Origin of the sequence: Siphonobacter sp. (assembly GCF_048595215.1) — a bacterium.
In the GTDB taxonomy this organism is placed as follows: domain Bacteria; phylum Bacteroidota; class Bacteroidia; order Cytophagales; family Spirosomataceae; genus Siphonobacter.
The window spans coordinates 1-18,983 of the sequence record NZ_JBMDWJ010000303.1; the positions used below are offsets into that span (position 1 = coordinate 1).

The following is an 18,983-nucleotide window of genomic DNA, read 5'->3' on the forward strand; positions in this document are numbered from 1 at the left end:
GATCGGTGGTAGTCAGCGGGAAGACAACCTGGAAAAACTCGTAGCCCGGATGAAAGAAGTCGGTATTGAACCCGAAAGCATGGACTGGTTCCTGGATACGCGTCGTTTCGGCTCGGCTCCGCACTCGGGCTTCGGTCTGGGCTTCGAGCGGCTGATTCAGTTCGTAACAGGTATGGGTAACATTCGGGATGTGATTCCTTTCCCCCGGTATCCGAAATCAGCTGAGTTTTAGTCTGAATCCATACTTAATAAAAGGCCACTTCTCGCAAGAAAGTGGCCTTTTTTAGTTTCATTCTAAATATTAAATGAACGACAGGAAGTAGATTTGCGGACGAAGGCGGCCTATCCGGTCGCCGTACACCCAAAATTTGTACCGTTTTGCTTCCTGCATTACTGATCTGTCTTGCCCTTACTCTGGCTACGGTAGTCGTGGGCGTATACGCCGAGCGTAAAATTTCCGGCTTCATTCAGGACCGACTCGGCCCCACCGAAGTAGGCCCTTACGGATTGCTGCAATTATTCGCCGATTTGCTGAAGCTTTTACAGAAAGAAGATATTGTTCCGAAACTGGCTGATCGCTGGCTGTATCTGGTGGCCCCCTGCTTGATTTACCTAGCCGCGTATCTGGGCTATGCGGTATTGCCGCTCAGTCCCGATTGGATTGGCTCGGCTACGTCGGTGGGTGTTTTCTGGTTATTGGCCATCGTTTCGCTGGATGTATTGGGTATTCTGATGGCGGGCTGGGCTTCCAACAATAAATATTCCCTATTCGGAGCCATTCGTTCCGTGGCTCAGATTGTGAGCTACGAAATTCCGCTGGGCTTATCTATCCTCTGCGTAGTGATGATCAATCAGACGCTGGACTTACAGGAAATGAGCTTTCAGCAGGGCATTTACTCACCGGAACCCGTGTATTTTCTGGGTATCAAGAGTTGGGGAATGGACGTAACCACCAATGGTGGTTTTCTGAGCTGGAATATCTTCCGGATGCCTTTATTCTTCGTTGTTTTCATCATCTATTTCATTGCTTCACTGGCCGAATGCAACCGAGCTCCCTTCGATCTACCCGAAGCAGAATCGGAACTCGTTGGCGGTTTTCACACGGAATATTCGGGTTTTCGGTGGGCACTGGTTTTCCTGAGTGAGTACGCCATGATGATGCTGGTGAGTATTTTGGGAGCCGTGCTGTTTCTGGGCAGCTGGAATACACCCCTACCCAACATCGGTCTGGTACGACTGGCCGACTGGACTTCCGGTCAACCCGGCACCTTTTGGGGCAACTGTACGGGGATGTTCTGGATCCTGACCAAAGCCGCCGTACTAATTCTGACTCAGATCTGGGTACGCTGGACTTACCCTCGCTTGCGGGTCGACCAACTCATGTACCTCGGCTGGAAAGTACTGACGCCCGCGGCTTTGATTTTGGTCGTTTTATCGGGTATCTGGCGGCTGTGGATGGTTAGCTAAGAGTATTGATTCTTCTTTTATTGTGATTATTTGATGCTCCATTTCCTATCACACGGCTAGTCTTTTAGGTCGTATGCATTCCATACTGAAGTTTACTAACAATTAGTTACTATTTCGTCCCGCAAGCACGGCTGGTCTTTATAGTCCGTATGCATTCCATGCCGGCACGCCCGTTGCTGACCTCCTCTTGCTCTAAGCCACCGCATTGCCGAGGGATCCACTATGGAATGGTAGGCGGCTTAACTCTGACATGGAATGTGATAGGACGGGGCCCGGTTTTTATGCCGTCCGCTATACTAACTCGCTAAAACCAGTAACCAATTCCTGTTAATAGATGAAAACCTCTCCCGCCCGTAAGCAGCGGAACGACCTACGGCAGCCGCAATGTGGTAGCCTTGAGCAGGCTGTTGTTAGTCGTGGAGATGCTTACAAGCTATCGAACAGCCATGTACAAGGTACCAAATTCAGTCTAGGTGAATAACGATAAGATAAGCATCTAACGAGACGATCATTTCTTAAATAAGCAATACATTGATAATGAACAGCTATTAATCATATTATAAATTTTAACTATAAGTTATCAAAAACATTGATTTTACTTATATAAATCAGACTTCTACTTTTGTTCCGGTTCTACGAAAGAGCAACTCTTTCCTACTAAGCAACCTTTATCCCCATGGAGCAAAACAAGCTGACTACCGCATCCGGCCGTCCTTACGCCGAACACGAAAATAGCCAAAGTGTAGGTCCTCGTGGCCCGCTTTTATTGCAGGATTACATTCTGCACGAAAAAATGGCCCACTTCAATCGGGAACGTATTCCCGAACGCGTGGTACACGCCAAAGGCTCCGGAGCATTCGGTACCTTCACCGTTACGAATGACATTACAAAATATACCCGGGCCAAGTTGTTCAGTGAAGTCGGCAAGCAAACGCATTTGTTCTTGCGTTTCTCGACCGTAGGCGGCGAAAAAGGCTCAGCGGATACCGAACGTGACCCCCGTGGCTTTGCCCTGAAATTTTATACTGAAGACGGCAACTGGGATTTGGTCGGTAATAATACGCCCGTATTCTTCATCAAAGATCCCAAGAAGTTTAGCGATTTCATTCATACGCAGAAACGCGATCCGTATACCAATATGAAATCAGCCACGATGATGTGGGATTTCTGGTCGCTGAATCCGGAGTCGTTGCATCAGGTCATGATCCTGATGTCTGATCGCGGAACGCCTTACGGGTACCGCCACATGCACGGCTTTGGTAGCCATACGTTTTCGTTCATCAATCAGGAAAATGAGCGTTTTTACGTAAAATTCCACTTCATCACCCAACAGGGCATCAAGAACTTTACGGCGGCCGAAGCCGACGCCATGAAGTCAAAAGATATGGATTTTGCCCAGCGTGATTTGCTCGAACACATCGACAAAGGTGATTTCCCGAAGTGGAAAATGATGGTACAGATCATGCCCGAAACCGAGTCGAAAACGTATCATTGGAATCCCTTTGATCTGACGAAAGTGTGGCCCCACGCCGATTATCCACTTATCGAAGTCGGTGAAATTGAGCTGAATCAAAACCCCAACAATTACTTCCAGGACGTAGAACAGGCTGCTTTTGCTCCGGCTCACGTGATTGACGGTATCGGCTATTCGCCCGACAAAATGTTACAGGGCCGTTTGCTCTCGTACCCAGACGCTCAGCGGTACCGTTTAGGTGGCAACTACGAGCAAATTCCGGTCAACCGTTGTCCCTACGCTACCAACAACTACCAACGCGATGGTCAGATGCGGGTGGATGGTAATGGTGGACGTAACCCCAACTACTTCCCCAATTCGTTCGACAATACCGTAGCTGATCAGTCCTACCGTGAACCTGCCTGGGAACTGGATTCGAACGTGGCCGACTGGTACGATCGCAACGCCGAAGGTGAAAACGATCACTACACACAGCCGGGCAACCTGTACCGCAACGTACTCGACGAGGAGCAGAAAGCTCATTTGGTAGAAACGATTATCGGTGCCCTCGGTGGTGTGGATGGTCCTCGGCGGGACGAAATCATCAACCGCCAGTTGTGCCATTTTTTCCGGGCCGACATCGGGCTGGGTATGCGAATTGCTCAGGGACTGGGCGTAAACGTAGAAGCTGCCATGCCCCGTAAACACGAGACGGCGTAGTTGGTTTGAGAGGTTTGAAAGTTTCAGGTTTGATGCAGGTACATCTTTGACAACCCGTAGTCTCGCCGATGCTCAATTTTAAACAATCAAACTTAAAACCTTAAACGATCAAACACTCAAACTTAAAACCCCTCAAACTAACCCAATTCATTCCCACGCTTTGGGAAACATTTCCGACCTTTGTTGGGTTGAAAGCTTACGAGCAAACGTCATTCGTTTTATTTTATAGATTGACCTTACTAGTCGATCCTCAGCCATGCAAGTGTTAGAAGTAACGTCCGTCCCCACTACTCAGAAACTTAAAACCGGTATCCTGCTGGTCAACCTCGGCACGCCCGATAGCCCCAGTGTACCCGATGTGCGGAAATACCTGCGTGAGTTTTTGATGGATGGCCGGGTTATTGATATTCCGACTGCCAATCGCTGGGCTTTAGTCAATTTGATCATTGCCCCGTTTCGGGCACCGAAGTCGGCTAAAGTGTACCAGGAATTATGGGAAGAACGGGGTTCACCGCTGAAGTTCTACGGCGAAGATGTGAAAGCCCTCTTGCAGCAACGGCTCGGCTCTGACTACGTGGTCGAATTGGCGATGCGGTACCAGAATCCCAGCATTCAGGCCGGACTGGATTCGTTTCAGAAAGCGGGGTTACGTAAAATCATCGTCATTCCCTTTTTTCCGCAGTATGCCTCCGCTACTACAGGTTCGGTATACGAAAAAGTGATGGACATTGTGGGCAAATGGCAGGTGATTCCGGAAATCTCGTTTACCAATACGTTCTTCGATCACCCCAAATTCGTCGAGTTTTTTGCCGGAGCGGCCCGAAAGTACATGCAGGAACGGGAATACGATTTCTTCCTGTTCAGCTACCACGGCGTACCGGAGCGGCAGATTCTCAAAGGAGATGCGACGGGTACGACCTGCCAGTTGAACAACTGCTGCGACCGCCTTCATGCCGGGAATCAATACTGTTACCGAGCTCAGTGCTTCGCTACGACGCGATTACTGGTGCAGGAACTGGGACTGAAAGAAGGCACCTACGCGACCAGCTTCCAGAGCCGCCTGGGCAAAACGCCCTGGATTCAGCCGTATACGGAAGATATGGTCGTGAAACTGGCGAAAGAAGGGAAGAAAAATGTACTGGCTTTTAGCCCCGCATTCGTAGCCGACTGTCTGGAAACGACGATTGAAGTCGGTGAGGAATACAAAGAAGTTTTCGAGAAAAACGGCGGTCAGCACTGGCAACTGGTGGAAAGTCTCAATAACAGTCCCCAGTACATTGATTTGCTCGCCGATTTAGTCGAAAAACAAGTTTAAAACACCCCTTAACCAACGCATCGCCCCGGTACTGCTGGGGCGATTTTTTTGGTAACGATCGCTATGAACCGTCCGATTTACCTCGACTATAACGCGACTACGCCCGTTGATTCCCGGGTGCTGGAAACGATGCTTCCCTGGTTTACCGAGCAGTTTGGCAATGCCGCCAGCCGGACGCACCTCTACGGTTGGGAAGCCGCTGAAGCCGTCGAAAATGCCCGGCGGCAGGTAGCCCGCATTCTGGGAGCCACGGAAAAGGAAATCGTTTTCACGAGCGGAGCTACGGAGTCGAATAATCTGGCCTTAACAGGCGTATTCGAGGCCTCTTCGAAGAAACATTTCATTACGGTACAAACCGAACATAAAGCGATACTGGATGTCTGTACGCATCTGGAAAAATTAGGTGGCGAAGTTACGTACCTCGCTCCGGATACTGACGGACTCATTACGGCACAGCAAGTCAGCGACGCCTTACGCCCTGACACCGCTCTGGTATCGGTCATGTGGGCCAATAATGAAACGGGGGTCATTCAGCCCATCCGCGAACTGGCCCGTGTTTGTAACGAACGTGGCGTACTCTTTCATAGCGATGCGACGCAGGCCGTGGGTAAACTACCCATATCGGTTGAAGGCATCGATTTACTCAGTCTGTCGGCTCATAAGTTATACGGTCCCAAAGGTATCGGAGCCTTGTACGTTCGGAAAGGAACACCCCTGAGTATTCAGATGCACGGTGGCGGCCACGAACGGGGCCGTCGCTCCGGTACGCTGAATGTACCGGGCATTGTCGGCCTGGGCAAAGCCGCTGAACTGGCTCAACAGACGCTAACCCAGGAAGCAGAACGGCTGGCCGCTTTACGTGATCAGCTCGAAACTGAACTACTGCAACAGATTCCAGGTACGCGGGTGAACGGTTCCCGAACTTCCCGTCTGCCTCAGGTAAGCAATCTGGCTTTTGAAGCAGTCGATGGCGAAGCGTTACTGATCAATCTTACCCGCATCGCCGTATCGAATGGTTCGGCCTGTACGTCGGCTTCGGTGCTTCCCTCCCACGTACTGAAAGCCATGGGTTTGAGTGATGACCTGGCTCACGCCTCCGTTCGGTTTAGTCTGGGACGCTATACTACTGAAGAAGACATTGCCGAGGCCATTTTGCACGTAGTGGCCATGGTAGCTAAAACTCGAACGGACTTTCTGGTGATGTAAGCCAGATTTTTCCGAATATTGGGGTAATCTTCTATCCCCAAACCATGGAATATTTTGAACTCTATACGGAGCAGAATTTGCCCCGCTGGCAAACGAAAGCCCGGTCCGACGTACACCGCGAAGGAGACTGGCACCGTAGCACCGAAGTATGGGTGATTAATGATCAGCGGGAACTCTTACTTAATCTTCGCCATCCTGATAAAGACCTTTTCGCCAACCTGTGGGACGTATGCATTGCCGGTCATCTGCAACCGGGCGAAAACTACCGAACGGCTGCCCTCCGGGAAGTACGCGAGGAGCTTGCATATGCCGTTCCTTCTTCGGAATTACACTTCATTGACGTCTGGAAAATAGATGGCTTTGATGTTCACACCCAGTTGTACGACCGGGAGTTCGCGGGTGTCTTTGTCTGGAAAACGCAACTTCCCATTACCGCCTTCATACCCCAGCCGGAAGAAATCAGCGAGCTACGTTTCGTACCCATCCATCAGGTTCGACAGGCCTTGGAAAACCCAGGTACGGACCTAAATTTCATTCCGCTGGAAACCATTTTCCTAGAGATTTTAAACCGGATTGAATCGACTGCGTTGTAACGTTTTCTAACAAAAGTCCATCTAACCGCTACAAACGCTCACTTCATTCGTTTTTTGCTATGGATCTTTCAGAACTCGGAGATCGTATCTGCATTTTAGGGCCTTCCAACAGCGGCAAGTCTACGCTTGCTCAGGCCATTGGTCAGAAATGTAACCTGGAAGTCATTCACCTGGATCAGTTTTATCATTGGCCCCATACCAACTGGCAGGTACGTCCACGCGACGAATTTGTTGCCTTGCACGAGGCAGCTATTGCCGGCGATCGCTGGGTAATAGATGGGAACTATACCGTTTGTATGCCACAGCGGTTTCAGCGGGCTATCGGCCTGATCTTATTAGAGGTCTCTACCTTAACCAGCCTGGTCCGTTACTTTTACCGTACTCTTTTTCAATCCAACAGACCTGGCAACCTGGAAGGTGGACAGGATAGTATTAAGTGGGCAATGATTCACCATATTTTGGTTGTTACGCCTAAAAATCGGAAGCGATACACGCAACTGTTCAATCAGGCGGAACTTCCTAAAATTCGGCTCACCTCCCGCCGGGAAATCAATCAATGCTACCTAGACTGGGGTCTGCAACGGCCCTTCTAGGTATCATCCAGACAGCAAAGAAGTCTCATTTCAGTAGGCACCTTTATTAGTGCCCGATTCGGAAGATTCTATTAAAATTATAGCTGTTCTTTTGATCCTTCCCTGGTAACGTTTTAACACAGATCAATTTTAAACGTTTATATCATACCGTTCAACATAACTAGCATAAATCCCTTTAGTATCTTAGCTAAAAAGCATTCGTAATTATCCCACCTTCTCTGTACGGTCACTAATTATATTACTGATTATCAGCTAAATTTTATTATTCAGAACACTATGCGTTGAAATTTGTTAATAACGTATAGAATAGATCTAACTCATTTATTGAAGCTGTGAAAAAACACATCGCCATTCTGGGGGCTGGACCCAGTGGACTATACGTTTACAAACAATTGGTCGAAAGACACCCCTCAGATGTAACGATTGACATCTTTGAAAGCAAACAGCAGTTGGGGGCTGGTATGCCTTATAGTTCAGAGGGGGCGAATGTTGAACATATTACCAATGTTTCCGGTAACGAAATTCCACCGTTGGTCACTTCCGTGCGAGAGTGGATTCAAACCTTACCCGAAGAAACCCTGCAAAGGTTTGGGATTGATCGCCAGAGCTTTCACTCCTACCGGGTCTTGCCGCGATTGCTGTTTGGACAGTACCTTTCCGACCAGTTTTCCTTATTGCAGGAAAAGGCCCGGCAACTGGGACTAGTCACCAACGTTCATCTGGGAAGTTCAGTCACGGATATTATCGATGAGCCCGATCAGCAACGCGTATCGGTGGAAGTCAATGAAAAGGATCGGTTTTCGTTCGATGCGGTGATCATTTGTACGGGTCACGACTGGCCTAAATCGCACGAAGGGAAAATTCCAGGGTATTTCGATTCACCCTATCCGCCCGCTAAACTTCGGGGCGTTTACAACCAGACGATTGCCTTACGCGGGGCTTCGCTCACGGCTATTGATGCCCTCCGTACCCTCGCTCGTGCCAATGGCACCTTCCGTCGTAACGAAGCAGGTAAAGTTGTTTTTGAAAGTGATGCCCCTGATTTTCGGATGGTGCTTCATTCCCGGGATGGTTTCTTACCAGCCATCCGCTTCCACCTGGAAGAGCCGCTGGTAACCCGCGATGCATTGATGGATGAAGCATCGATTGCCGCCAATCGGGCCAATAACGAGGGCTTCCTGTCGCTGGACTTTGTCTTTGATGAAAACTTCAAGCAATCCTTTAAAACCAAAGATCCCGACTTCTACGATCAAATCAAGGATATGAAGCTGGAAGCGTTCGTGGAAACCATGATGGCCCAACGCGAACAAACCGATCCTTTTGATTTATTCCGGGCGGAATATGAGGAAGCGGCTCAATCCATTCGGCATCGCGAGTCGATCTATTGGAAGGAAATGCTGGCGGCTCTGAGCTTCTCACTCAACTATCCCGCGAAATATTTCTCGGCAGAAGATATGCATCGGCTAACGAAAGTGCTCATGCCGTTGATTTCGCTGGTGATTGCCTTCGTGCCCCAAAGCTCCGCCGAAGAATTACTGGCGTTGCACGACGCAGGTCGGCTTAGTCTGATTGCCGTAGGTTCAGACAGTGAAGTAGAGCCTCAACCCGAAGGGAGCGTTCGTTACCAGTACAAAGATGAAGCTGGAAAGCCTCAGTCGCAGACCTACACGACGTACGTTGATTGTGTCGGACAACCGCACTTAAATGTGGATTCGTTTCCTTTCGAAAGCTTGAAGCAGGCGAAGTGTGTCAGTCAGGCTCGTCTGGCTTTTCAATCGAAGGAGGCGGGGAAAGAAGCGATGGATAAAAATCCGAAAACCGTCAGTCAGGATAGCCAAGGCACCTACTATATGCAAGTGCCCGGCATTACCATCACCGATGATTTTCAGATCGTCGATCCGCAGGGTGTAGCTAGTGAGCGTATCTACAACATGGCCGTTCCGTACATGGGTGGCTATAATCCCGATTATTCCGGACTTGATTTCGCCCAGGAAGCTTCGGACCGGATCGTAGGACATTTTCTGGCTCTAGAGCCTGCTTCGGTGTAGCATTTGATTGAGTAGTGAACAAGACAAAAAGGCTCAGGATAGGTATCCTGAGCCTTTTTGTCTTGTTCAAACACCCCTGTATACGGAAGGGGTTCGATGCCGCCCCTAAAGAAACCCGCTACATTTCAAACCACTAGTAACGAACAACCATCAACTATCGCTGAAAGTGTACCTAACCTCGTCCTTTTCAAGCAACCCGTATCAACAAAAAAGAGCTCCGGGTTTTGCCCCGAAGCTCTAGCGAACGTTGATGAAGCACTTATACCGATCCACCAACGGAAACAGGTTCCAGATTTTGCAACTCCTCTTCCGTAAAAAGTCGCGAACGAATCAGAAACCGTACGCCTAACGGAATTTCCGCCGAAAAACTAGCCCCTCGTCCCGGTACTACGTCCAGCGTTAATTGCGTGTGTTGCCAGTATTCAAACTGAAAATCACTCATGTAAAAATCGCAGCCGTGTACGCGTCCCAGTAATACATCGTGACTGCCAATCTTGAAATCGTTTATTGGAAAACACATCGGCGAAGATCCATCACAACAGCCGCCGCTCTGGTGAAACAGTAGCTCACCATGCTCTTCCCGCAGTTGATCAATAATGGCTTTCGCCGCATCAGTAATTAAAACGCGAGCAACCATGATAGTTTTCAGTTTGCGATTTTCAGTTTGCAGTTCTATACGTACTACCCTTTTTTACTTCACAAGATTTCTGCGACTAGTAACCAACTGAAAACAGAAAACCGCAAACTGAAAACTCGTTTAAAAGAATCCTAACTTATTCTTATCGTAGGAAATCAGCATGTTTTTGGTTTGGCGGTAGTGGCTCAGCATCATTTTGTGCGTTTCCCGACCGAAACCTGATTTCTTATATCCACCAAACGGAGCGTGAGCCGGATACGCGTGGTAGCAATTGACCCATACGCGACCCGCCTGAATGGCCCGGGGTACCGTATAGAGTTCGTGAGCATCGCGGGTCCAGACGCCAGCACCGAGACCGTATAACGTGTCGTTAGCAATAGCGATAGCTTCTTCCGTATCCTTGAAGGTGGTTACGGACAAGACCGGGCCGAAGATTTCCTCCTGGAAAATCCGCATTTTGTTATGTCCTTTCAGAATGGTCGGCTGAATGTAGTAGCCGTTTTCCAGTCCGCTATTCTGATGGAACGCCGCTCCACCCGTCAGTACTTCGGCCCCTTCCTGCTTGCCAATTTCGATGTAAGACAGAATCTTTTCGTACTGATCTTTCGAAGCCTGGGCTCCCAGCATGGTATCCGGGGCAAGCGGACTACCCATTTTGATCGCTTTGGTTCGGGCGATGACTTTCTCAATAAATGCCTCGTAAATGGACTCGTGTACCAGCAAACGCGAAGGACAGGTACAGATTTCACCCTGGTTGAGAGCGAACAGTACGGCTCCTTCTACGGCTTTATCCAGAAACTCATCGTCTTTGTCCATCACACTCGGGAAAATGATGTTGGGCGATTTGCCCCCCAGTTCCATCGTGGCCGGAATCAGGTTTTCAGCGGCGTATTGCAGAATAAGGCGGCCCGTGGTCGTCTCACCCGTGAAGGCAACCTTTGCCACCCGATTCGACGAAGCCAGCGGTTTGCCCGCTTCCAGTCCAAATCCGTTTACTACGTTTAGTACGCCTTCGGGTAATAAGTCACCCACCAGTTCCATCAGGATCAGAATACTGGTCGGCGTTTGTTCGGCGGGTTTCAGCACGATAGTACAGCCCGCCGCCAGAGCTGGAGCCACTTTCCAGGTAGCCATCAGCAGCGGGAAATTCCAGGGAATGATCTGTCCGACTACGCCAATGGGTTCGTGGATATTCAATGAAACAGTTGTGGAATCGAGTTCGGCCACCGAGCTTTCCTCCGCCCGGATGACCCCCGCATAGTACCGAAAATGATCGACGACCAGCGGTAAATCAGCCGCCAGCGTTTCCCGCAGGGGTTTGCCGTTATCAATGGTTTCTATTTTCGCCAGATACTCCAGATTCTGTTCAATCCGGTCGGCAATTTTCAGGAGCACATTACTACGGGCGGCTACCGACGTTTTGGACCAGACCGGAAAAGCCGCATGAGCCGCGTCCAGAGCCTTTTCTATATCTTCGGCAGTCGAACGGGCTACCTGACAAAACACCTTACCATCAACGGGAGAAATATTATCGAAGTACTGACCACGAGCCGGAGCTACCCATTTGCCACCAATGAAATTTTCGTATCGTTCTTTAAAAGTCGGATGATCCGTATGAACCGGAGCTTCGAGTGTCGCTTCCATATTAATCGTGTTTAAGAGGTTTACTGCGACAAAGTTCGGATAATACACCATTTTTTGTTGGAATGATCCTATCAAAGCAAGAGAACGATTCTATCAAATTGAGGAGAAGAGGGTTTGAGCAGGTTTCAAGTTTGAGTAGTTTGATAAAGTTTAAGGTGTGAACACGTTTGGGGTGTGAGATAGGTTCAGGGGTTTTGAAAGAGTTTGAAAAAGTTTGATCAGGTTTGAAGCAATTGTAAACTGCTTCAAACCTGATCAAATGGTTTAAGTACCAACTCATAACTATAGCTGATCAAAATTTAAACCTCACGAAACCCACTAAGCCTGCTTATAGCACTCAAGCGACTCCAACCTTTTCAAACTTTAAACTGCATCAAACCTGATCAAACCTACTCAGACTTGAAACTTGATCAAACCTATTCAAACTACTCAAACCTCATTAAACCAACCCCGTAGCTCGATACTGCAAAGGCGTTAGCTGATTGTATCGCTTGAATAGTTTCAGGAAGTGATTGAGATTATTGAAACCACAGGTTACGCTGATGTCACTGACGCTGCGACTGGTGGTTTTCAGTAATTGCTGAGCCAGCCGGATGCGTTGCTGATTGATGAACTCCAGCGGCGACAGACCAAACTGAGCCTTGAACTGCCGGTAGAAATTAGGTTCGCTCATGCAGGCCTTATCCGCTAGCTGACGTATGTTGAAAGCCGTGTGCAGATTTTCCTGAATGTAATGCGTGATATAAGCCCAGCGATTGGTAGTAGTCTGTTTTTGTCCCTGATCCAGGAGCAGACGACGGGCCTGTGTCTGAATGAGTCGAATGGTTAGCTCCTTCAGTACTAGATCGGCGAAGAATTCTTTGGCCGGATTGTTTTCGGTGAAAATGTCGATGAGCCGGGCAATCAGTGCGTTGATCGTTGAGGTATTGGAAAAATAGAAACTGCTTTCCGACCACCGCCAGCCCGAAGCCGAATCAATCAAGGGGACCGTTTCGTTGAGCTGGTTCGTAAATTTTGTAATCTCATCTTGAGCAATCGCCAGAGCCAGACACTGCGTCGGACTCTGAAAGGTAGCTTCCGGAAAATCGATTCGCATGGTTTTTTCACTCGGTACCAGTACCGACTCGCCGGGGTGGTAATCAAAATCCGGCGTATCATCCAGACGCATGACTTTTTTACCGCGAATCATGCTCGTTAGTACCGGGTTATGGAAGGTCAGCTCAACGGCCTCGGCCTGAGCATGGGTTTCGTAGATCGTAAGTTCCGCCGTATCCAGCGTATAGGCCGTTCGGTTTTCAACCACCTGATCGAGCCGGCGATTTTTTAAATGACTTCTGAGATCAAACAGTGAATCCGATTTCATAGCATTAAAATCTTAAGGGTGAGAGGTTTATCTCTAATGCCGAAAGATAACGACAATATCCAATTTATTCTATTTATAAGATAAAACGATTTGCATTGATTGAAAGTTATTCCTGTATCAAAATCTATTTACACGGATTGCCCTCCGTCCTCTTATGCGTCTTGCTCTACTTTTTGTTGGTATACCCTTCTTTACCTGGGCTCAATCGGACAGTCTTCGTACGCGAAATCTGAACCCCGTTGAGATTCAGTCTACGCGACTAAATGTGGCTGAAAACCGTAGCCCCTTTGCCGTATCGGTGCTAAGTCAGTATCGTCTGCAGGTGGGTCAGCCGCAACTTTCGTTATTTGATGCCATGGGTGCTATTCCCGGCGTATTTGCCCAGAATCCGGACAACTTCGCTCAGGATTTACGCATTTCCATCCGGGGCTTTGGAGCCCGCTCCTCCTTCGGCATTCGTGGCCTGAAAGTTCTGCTCGACGGCATTCCCGAATCCACGCCCGACGGTCAGGCGAAAGTTAATAATTTCGACGTGGGTAGTCTGGGCCAGCTGGAAGTCATTCGCGGAGCATCCTCGGCCTTGTACGGAAATGCATCGGGAGGTATCCTCTCCTACACCACTGAAACGCCGACCAGCAACTTCGCTGAAGCTCAGGCCATCGCGGGCAGTTATGGATTTCAGCGGTACCAGATCAAGGTGGGTCAGAAATGGCAGCGTTCGTCCCTGCTCATCAACGCCAGTCGCAATCAGCAGGACGGGTATCGCGAGTACGCCGCCATGAACAACTGGCTTTTCAACGTAAAATTCCAGCATGAACTCAGTGCTACAGCCAAACTAACCTTTCTGTACAACTTTGCGAAAAACACCGCTCAGGATCCCGGTGGTCTGACGATGCAGCAGGTGCAACAGAACCGTCGGATGGCCCGTCCGCAAAACGTACAGTTCCAGGCGTTCTCGGGAGCCACGCAACACCGCACTGCCGTAGTGTATGATCAGTCGCTGGGTACGAAACATCAGGTACAGGCCCGGGCCTTCTGGACCAACCGCGATTTCGAAAACCGGCTCGCTTTTCAGGCGGGTGGCAATGTGCAGTTCATCCGAAACTTTACGGGCGGCGGAGCCAGCTATCAGTATACCGATCAGTTTGGCTCGGTTTCGTACCGCTTGAAAGCAGGTGTTGATCTTGAAAATCAGCAGGATAACCGCAAACGAAACGACAATCAGGAAGGCCGCAGTGGTGCCGAAACGCTCAATCAAGTGGAGACTTTTCGTAACATTGGAGCGTATTTGTTGCAAGAATTTGGCTTCGGTAAAAACGTAGCCCTGACGGTAGGTACCCGTTACGATGATATTCAATTAAAAGTAAAAGACCGTTTCCTGAGTGATGCCGATCAGTCGGGTCGCCGTACCTACCAGCGTTTTAGCCCCACGGCGGGCCTAAACTGGGAATATCAGCCGCAACGCAGCGTGTACGCCAATTTTTCAACCAGCTTTGAAACGCCTGCTCTGACTGAACTCGGCAATAATCCCAGTAACCTGGGTGGTTTCAATCCGGAGTTAGGCCCCATGCGGGCTTACAATTACGAGTTGGGTACAAAAGCTACGTTTGGCTGGTTGAAGGTGGACGCCGCCGTTTTTCAGGTCAATGTTCGCGGGGAAATTGTACCGTATCAGTTGACTGAGTTTCCAGGCCGTACCTTCTACCGAAACGCCGGCAACTCCCGTCGCCGGGGCGTGGAACTGGGATTGACGGCAGAGGTTACCGAAGGGCTAACCGCTTTCGTCAACTATACATATTCCAATTTCAAATACCTCAATTATAGTACCACTTCGGGCACGTTCGATAACAATCAGTTGCCGGGCATTCCGCCTCATTTTGGCTATGCCGAAGTACGGTATTTCCGGCCCGCTGGTTTCTACGGCATCGTGCAGTTTCGCCGGAACGGTACCTTTTACGCCGACGATGCGAATACCGTTCGAACGGATGCGTATTCCTTACTCAACCTGCGACTGGGCTGGCAGATCAAGCGAAACAACTGGTCGCTGGAACCGTTTGCGGGCATCAACAATCTCCTGAATCAACGCTATTTTGCCAATGTACAGATCAATGCCGCCGGAGGCCGTTATTTTGAACCGGCGACGGATCGTACTTTCTTTGGAGGTGTGAAAATACGCCTGGGGAAATAAGCCGGATGCCCGCCTAGCTCCTGAGCAAGCGGGCCCCTATTGCTATGAAAGAAATAAGAGCCATTCTCGACCACTATAAAAAGATTGATTTTACGACCACAAAGGCCGCTCTGGCGACGGTAGTTCGGGTAGAAGGTTCCTCCTACCGACGGGTGGGAGCCCGTATGCTAGTTACCGAAGACGGACAGTGGATAGGTGGAATTTCGGGCGGTTGTCTGGAAGGCGATGCCCTGAAACGGGCCCGCCTGGCCATTTCTACCGGAAAAGCCGCCATTGTCACGTATGATACGACCGATGACGATCCCTACCAGATCGGCGTGGGGCTGGGTTGTAATGGCATTATCGATGTACTGCTGAGTCCGTTGCAATCAGACGATCCGTCGAATGCGGTGTTACAGCTGGAGCCGTTGATTCATCGCCGCAGTCCTTCCGTAGTCGTAACCGTTACGGAAAGTCAGTCGGACACCTTACCGCTGGGATCTGTTTACCGGTTTGAGGACGCTGATTCATTTGCCGCCCTTTTTCCGGTGCAGGACATGTTGCCTGCCTTGAACGAATCGATTCGGACGGCCCTGCACAGTCAGAAGTCGCATACGCAGGAATTTTCGGGTTCTTTTGGCTCGGTCTGCGTATTACTGGAAGTGATTCTGCCCCCCATCCACCTGTTCATTCACGGCGGTAATTATGACATTTATCCACTGGTACGGCAGGCCCGTGAACTGGGCTGGCTGACGACGGTCTTCTGTAACCCACAGAAAATCAACAAAGTCCTCTTCCAATGGGCGGATGCCGTAGTAGCCAAAGATACCGAGGTACAGCCCGACGACTATACCGCCGTGATCCTTATGGCTCACGATCTGGAGACGGATTACCGGAATTACCATCGCTACGTCACAGCCACGACGGTTCCGTACATTGGCCTGTTAGGTCCCCGCAAGCGATTTGAAAAGATGATTCAGCGGATGGAAGAAGCGAAACAGCCCCTGTCGGATTCTCAGCTCCAGCGGACCTACAGTCCCGCCGGACTGGATACGGGAGCGGCAACCCCCGAAGAGATCGATCTCTCCATTCTCGCCGAAATCCGAACGGTATTTTCAAATCGGGAAGGAGGCTTGTTGCGGCGACGGAGTCGTCCCATTTACAGCGAATAATTACCGGGAAAGTTCCACACTCCACTCGCTGCCACTACCGATGTGATGCGTTTCGGCGAAATTTCCCTGATTCAGGGCGAAGGCAACCTGCAAAAGACTATTTAGGTACACGAGCGGCTTGCCTTCAGCCACGCCCCCAAACGTTTCCACGTAGGGCAGCATGTCTTCGTATACTTTCTGATGTTGATGGAAGATCCGAACGCGTACGGACTGCCCAACCGCAATGCCCAATTGCTGAAACAAGTCCGCCGTAATATTGGTCCAGACGTTACCGTACTGCACATCCAGAATGGGAATGGTTCCTTTCAGGGATTGCCCCGCCCGACCCGCTTTCTGATACGGCAGTGATACCACCTGCTTCGGTAACAAAGGCCCTACCTGCGGGAAGGAAATCACGCCAGCGGCCAGACGGGCGGCAGTGTAGGCGTATACATCACGACCGTGAAACGTGTAGGATTTACCCGAATCTTTCCGTCGGTTGACGGCCTCGTTGATTTCCCGTACTTCCGCAATACCCACTGATTCGGCCAGGAGCGTCAGTGTTCCGTTATCGGGTGTGACAATGAAATGGCCCGATTTCGTCTTCAGTACAACGGATTTTCGCTCCGTCCCTACGCCGGGGTCTACGACGGATACAAACACGGTACCAGCGGGCCAGTACGCCACGGTTTGTTCAAGTCGGTACGCAGCTTCCCAGATGTTGTAAGCGGGTATTTCGTGGGTTAGGTCAAATAACTTCAACTCGGTGGAAACACCCATCGCTACCCCTTTCATGGCTGAGACGGCTCCATCCTTCAAGCCAAAATCAGACTGAAAAACCACGATCTTTTGCTGAGCCCAGGCCATATTTATCAGTAAGCATAAACCTGTAATGAAAGTATAAAGTCTGTTTTTCATACGATTCCTAGTTATCCTGTTCAGTGAGTACTTATGAAAACTCCCTCGCCTGCAACTGCAAACGAGGGAGTACTGGTTTTAAAGCCTACTATTAGTACGCCAAAGTTGGAGCCAACCATTTTTCGGCCTCTTCCAACGTCATTCCTTTGCGTTTAGCGTAATCTTCCACCTGATCTTTCTGGATTTTACCCACGGTGAAATAACGGCTGTCGGGATGACTGAAATACCAGCCACTGACGGAGCTAGCCGGGTACATAGCGTAGCTTTCGGTAAGCTGAATGCCGAGTTGTTCAGCATCCAGTAAATCGAACAAAGTCCGTTTTTCGGTATGCTCGGGGCAGGCCGGATAACCGGGAGCCGGACGAATGCCCTGATACTTCTCTTCGATCAAATCCTGATTTTCCAGCGTTTCGTTGGCAGCGTAGCCCCAGAATTCCTTCCGTACGCGTTGGTGCATCAATTCAGTAAAGGCTTCGGCCAGCCGGTCGGCAATGGCTTTTACCATAATGCTACCGTAATCATCGTGGTCTTTTTCGTATTTCTCCAGTAGGGCTTCGATACCGATTCCCGTCGTCACGGCAAAACCGCCGATGTAATCCGTATGTACGCTTTCTAGTGGAGCAATGAAATCGGCCAGTGAGTAGTTAGGCAGATTGGCCGCCTTCTGACTTTGCTGACGCAGGTGATGCAACGTAGCTAAAGCAGGCGTAGTAATGACTTCTTCGCCCGAGCGGTTAGCCCGGCTAATCTGATACTCCAGATGCGTATGCGAGCCGTGGCGTTCGCAGGACACCTCCCGGCTTACGGTCTCGTAGGGATGCAGAATAATATCATCCTCGTGACTATTGGCGGGCCAGAAACCCACAACAGCTCTTGCTTTCAATGATTGATCGTGAATGATTTCCAGCAGCAGGTTATTGGCATCTTCGAATAATTTCTTCGCCTCCGCTCCTACCACCTGATCTTCCAGAATCGCGGGGTATTTGCCGTGCAACTGCCAGGTCTGGAAGAACGGCGTCCAGTCAATGTACGGGGCAATTTCCGACAGGGAATAATTGTCAAATACCCGCGTACCCAAAAACTTGGGTTTATGAGCCTGGAAGTTCTCCCAGTCGATGTTTACCTTATTCTGACGAGCCGCTTCAATACTTACAAAGTTCTTGTCCGACTTGCGTTTGGCGTGATCTTCGCGAAGCTTGGCGTATTCGGCTTTGATGCTCGCAAGTACTGCCGCTCTGGATGACTCGCTCTGGGTCAGTCGGCCCGCCACGGGTACCGAGCGGGAAGCGTCGAGTACGTGAATGACGGGTCCGGAGTACTGCGGGTCGATTTTCACGGCGGTATGAATCCGGGAAGTCGTTGCTCCGCCAATGAGCAGAGGTACGTTGAAACCCTGCCGTTCCATTTCTTTGGCAACGCCCACCATTTCATCCAGACTCGGCGTAATCAGGCCCGAAAGTCCGATGATATCTACGTTGTGCGTCTTGGCCGCTTCCAGAATTTTATCCGTCGGTACCATCACGCCCAAATCGATAATCTCGTAATTGTTACAGCCTAGTACCACGCCCACGATGTTCTTTCCGATATCGTGTACGTCGCCTTTCACCGTTGCCAGTAGAATACGTCCAGCCGTCGATCCGGCTTCTTTACTCGCTTCAATGTAGGGTTGAAGGTAGGCTACGGCTTTTTTCATCACCCGGGCCGATTT

15 protein-coding genes are annotated in these 18,983 nt (G+C 49.9%); 10 read left to right on the forward strand and 5 right to left on the reverse strand.

The features are described 5' to 3' along the window. The 8 genes from ACOJTG_RS18675 to ACOJTG_RS18710 form a co-directional block, all read left to right on the forward strand. Nucleotides 1-232, forward strand: a 232-nt coding sequence (locus ACOJTG_RS18675) for an amino acid--tRNA ligase-related protein (protein WP_420155207.1), incomplete at its 5' end; no start/stop codon positions are given. 146 nt (nt 233-378) lie between these two features. Next, entirely contained in the window at nt 379-1,467 is a 1,089-nt protein-coding gene (locus ACOJTG_RS18680) for a complex I subunit 1/NuoH family protein (protein ID WP_420155208.1), read from the forward strand. Nucleotides 1,468-2,143: 676 nt separating this feature from the next. After that, on the forward strand, nt 2,144-3,640 hold the full coding sequence (locus tag ACOJTG_RS18685; RefSeq protein ID WP_420155209.1) for a catalase: 1,497 nt from the start codon (nt 2,144-2,146) through the stop codon (nt 3,638-3,640). A gap of 256 nt (nt 3,641-3,896) precedes the next feature. After that, entirely contained in the window at nt 3,897-4,955 is a 1,059-nt protein-coding gene (gene hemH, locus ACOJTG_RS18690) for a ferrochelatase (protein WP_420155210.1), read from the forward strand. A 63-nt stretch (nt 4,956-5,018) separates the two neighbouring features. Beyond that, entirely contained in the window at nt 5,019-6,161 is a 1,143-nt protein-coding gene (locus tag ACOJTG_RS18695; RefSeq protein ID WP_420155211.1) for a cysteine desulfurase family protein, read from the forward strand. Nucleotides 6,162-6,205: 44 nt separating this feature from the next. Next, nucleotides 6,206-6,754 carry an NUDIX hydrolase gene (locus ACOJTG_RS18700; protein ID WP_420155212.1) on the forward strand — a complete coding sequence of 183 codons (549 nt, stop codon included), beginning with the start codon at nt 6,206-6,208 and terminating at the stop codon, nt 6,752-6,754. A 59-nt stretch (nt 6,755-6,813) separates the two neighbouring features. Beyond that, nucleotides 6,814-7,347, forward strand: a complete 534-nt coding sequence (locus ACOJTG_RS18705; RefSeq protein WP_420155213.1) for a hypothetical protein — start codon at nt 6,814-6,816, stop codon at nt 7,345-7,347. A 332-nt stretch (nt 7,348-7,679) separates the two neighbouring features. Then, on the forward strand, nt 7,680-9,395 hold the full coding sequence (locus ACOJTG_RS18710; protein WP_420155214.1) for an FAD/NAD(P)-binding protein: 1,716 nt from the start codon (nt 7,680-7,682) through the stop codon (nt 9,393-9,395). A gap of 259 nt (nt 9,396-9,654) precedes the next feature. Here ACOJTG_RS18710 and ACOJTG_RS18715 read toward each other — a convergent pair whose 3' ends face one another. From ACOJTG_RS18715 to ACOJTG_RS18725, 3 genes are all read right to left on the reverse strand, one after another. Then, entirely contained in the window at nt 9,655-10,032 is a 378-nt protein-coding gene (locus ACOJTG_RS18715; RefSeq protein WP_420155215.1) for a DUF779 domain-containing protein, read from the reverse strand. A gap of 120 nt (nt 10,033-10,152) precedes the next feature. Beyond that, entirely contained in the window at nt 10,153-11,676 is a 1,524-nt protein-coding gene (locus ACOJTG_RS18720; RefSeq protein WP_420155216.1) for an aldehyde dehydrogenase family protein, read from the reverse strand. A 439-nt stretch (nt 11,677-12,115) separates the two neighbouring features. Continuing rightward, complete coding sequence (locus ACOJTG_RS18725; protein WP_420155217.1) at nt 12,116-13,039, reverse strand: AraC family transcriptional regulator N-terminal domain-containing protein; 924 nt, start codon at nt 13,037-13,039, stop codon at nt 12,116-12,118. Between the two features lie 154 nt (nt 13,040-13,193). Here ACOJTG_RS18725 and ACOJTG_RS18730 point away from each other — a divergent pair, with 154 nt between their 5' ends. Next, nucleotides 13,194-15,227: a TonB-dependent receptor family protein gene (locus ACOJTG_RS18730; protein ID WP_420155218.1), complete on the forward strand. Its 2,034-nt coding sequence runs from the start codon at nt 13,194-13,196 to the stop codon at nt 15,225-15,227. 44 nt (nt 15,228-15,271) lie between these two features. After that, on the forward strand, nt 15,272-16,378 hold the full coding sequence (locus ACOJTG_RS18735; protein WP_420155219.1) for an XdhC family protein: 1,107 nt from the start codon (nt 15,272-15,274) through the stop codon (nt 16,376-16,378). Here ACOJTG_RS18735 and ACOJTG_RS18740 read toward each other — a convergent pair whose 3' ends face one another. Both ACOJTG_RS18740 and ACOJTG_RS18745 read right to left on the reverse strand, forming a co-directional pair. Beyond that, nucleotides 16,379-17,275: an SAM hydrolase/SAM-dependent halogenase family protein gene (locus ACOJTG_RS18740; protein WP_420155220.1), complete on the reverse strand. Its 897-nt coding sequence runs from the start codon at nt 17,273-17,275 to the stop codon at nt 16,379-16,381. Between the two features lie 91 nt (nt 17,276-17,366). Next, a partial coding sequence (locus tag ACOJTG_RS18745; protein WP_420155221.1) for a vitamin B12 dependent-methionine synthase activation domain-containing protein occupies nt 17,367-18,983 on the reverse strand: 1,617 nt, incomplete at its 5' end.